The organism is Streptomyces bobili, assembly GCF_002154575.1.
Lineage (GTDB): Bacteria > Actinomycetota > Actinomycetes > Streptomycetales > Streptomycetaceae > Streptomyces > Streptomyces bobili.
This window is the reverse complement of sequence record NZ_MUBA01000872.1, coordinates 1-1,920: the sequence shown is the minus strand read 5'-3', so window position 1 is coordinate 1,920 and position 1,920 is coordinate 1. Positions and strand designations below refer to the sequence as shown.

Below are 1,920 nucleotides of genomic sequence, written 5' to 3'. Positions count from 1 at the left end.
CACGCTGAACCCCTCCTCGCTGCTGCCCTTCGGCGGCGTCGCCGAGGGGGGCCAGGGCCCTGGGCGTTGCCGCCGAAGGGCAGCAGCGAGGAGGGGTTCAGCGTGGTGCCCCAGCCCATGAAGGCGGCGCCGAGAACGACGGCGTAGACGAGACAGCCGACGCCCACGAGGACGCCGATCCGGCGCAGCACCTTCGAACGGCGTCCGGAGTTGTCAACGAACACGGGCCCCTCGGCGGCGGAGTCGTCGCCGCTTCTGCGGCGGCGACCGCGGGCGGCGGCACGGTTCTCGATGGCGGGCTCGGAATGCATTCCCCGGATATTAGGGAGCTTTATGTGCCCTGAACTCTGACCTTCTTGTGAAAGAGCCATGAGGAACGGGCGAAGCTGTCTTTTGCCTGAGAGAAACAAGCAAAGTCACGCGACCGATCGCCAGAGAACCGGGTCGATTGCCCCTTTCGTGCTCCACATCGCCCAGATTTGACCATATTCATCCATGGAATGGCTGTGTGTTCACTGTTCCGGCGCGGGCCGCTCGAATATGAGACATTTCCAGTTCGGGAACGGTCATTGTTTCCGCGCCGGGACAGAAATCACGAGAGCGGGTGCATGCGCACAATGAGGAGTCTCCTGAGGCCGACGGCCGGGCTCGCCTGCCTGTTCGCCCTGGCCACGGCGGGATGCTCCGCGGGGTCCGACAGCACGTCGGACGCGGCACCCGCGACACCCACCGCACCGGGACACAGCAGCAGCGCCGCGCCGTCGCGGACCGCCGCGTCCGGCACGGCGTACGCCCCCTACGTCAGCGCGGCGGAGGCCTCCGCCAACGACGCGGCGGGCACACCGGCGACGTACAACCTGGCCTTCGTCATCTCCGACGGCAGCGGCTGCACCCCGGAGTGGAACGGCCGGCACGCGGTGGACGACGCGACCGTGGCCTCGCGCGTCGCCGCGCTCACGGAGACGGGCGCCTCGGTGCGGGTCTCCTTCGGCGGGGCGTCCGGGGAGGAACTGGCGGCCACCTGCGACACCGTGGCCGAGCTGACGCGGGCCTACGGCTCGGCGCTCGACGCGGCCGGTTCCACGCAGGCCGACTTCGACATCGAGGGCGAGGAGCTGACCGACGCCGACTCGGTCGCCCTGCGTTCCCGGGCGATAGCCGCGCTGCAGAAGGAACGCCCGGACCTGGAGGTCTCGTTCACCCTCCCGGTGATGCCATCAGGGCTGGACTCCGACAGCCTCGCGCTGCTGACCTCGGCGAACCGGTACGACGTCCAGGTGTCCGCCGTCAATCTGATGACGATGAACTACGGCGAGTCGTACGCCGGTGACATGGGCGGCTACGCGATCACCTCGGCCACCGCCGCGCACACCCAGTTGAAGGCCGTCTTCGGCACGACGGACGCCGACGCCTGGAAGGGCATGGCGCTCACCTCGATGATCGGCGTCAACGACGTCGACAACGAGACGTTCACGCTCGCGGACGCGGCGCAGGTGCGGGAGTTCGCCGAGGAGAAGGGCATCGCCTGGGTGTCGATGTGGTCGACGTTCCGGGACCAGCAGTGCGCGGACGGCACGGATACGGACGACGCGCTGACCAACTGCAGTGGGGTGCGGCAGAGTTCGGGCGCCTTCGCGGAGGCGTTCTCGGGCTGACGTGGGTCCCGACCGACCTAGCGCCGCCTGTGCACGAGCCGTCCCGCGCACACCGTCGCGATGCAGGCGCCGCTCTCGTCGAAGACGGCAAGGTCGGCGCGGCCGGTCTCGGTGATCGCGGTCGGCCGGGCCCGCGGCAGCACGAGGACGTCGTTGCGCTCGGCGGCGGCCCGGAGTTCGGGTGAGCCGGCGTGTTCGGCGAGGACGGCCACCGCGCCGAGCTTCAGCATGGCGTGGACGCGCTCGCGCGGGCTGGGGGCGTCCG

General features: G+C 69.8%; 2 protein-coding genes and 1 pseudogene. 1 reads left to right on the top strand and 2 read right to left on the bottom strand.

The genetic code is table 11. The annotated features are described in order from the left end of the window. Positions 1-311, bottom strand: a 311-nt coding sequence (locus tag BZL64_RS39690; RefSeq protein ID WP_143663470.1) for a hypothetical protein, incomplete at its 3' end; no start/stop codon positions are given. Between the two features lie 306 nt (positions 312-617). On the opposite strand from BZL64_RS39690, the gene BZL64_RS38390 reads away from it, so the two are divergent. Next, entirely contained in the window at positions 618-1,655 is a 1,038-nt protein-coding gene (locus BZL64_RS38390) for a chitinase (RefSeq protein ID WP_086773528.1), read from the top strand. A 17-nt stretch (positions 1,656-1,672) separates the two neighbouring features. Here BZL64_RS38390 and BZL64_RS38385 read toward each other — a convergent pair. Then, a pseudogene (locus BZL64_RS38385) lies at positions 1,673-1,920 on the bottom strand (hypothetical protein); the annotation flags it as partial.

Bases quoted from the DNA above. Each gene is read 5' to 3' on its own strand.
- BZL64_RS38390 (WP_086773528.1), top strand. From the start codon at position 618: ATGAGGAGTCTCCTGAGGCCGACGGCCGGGCTCGCCTGCCTGTTCGCC.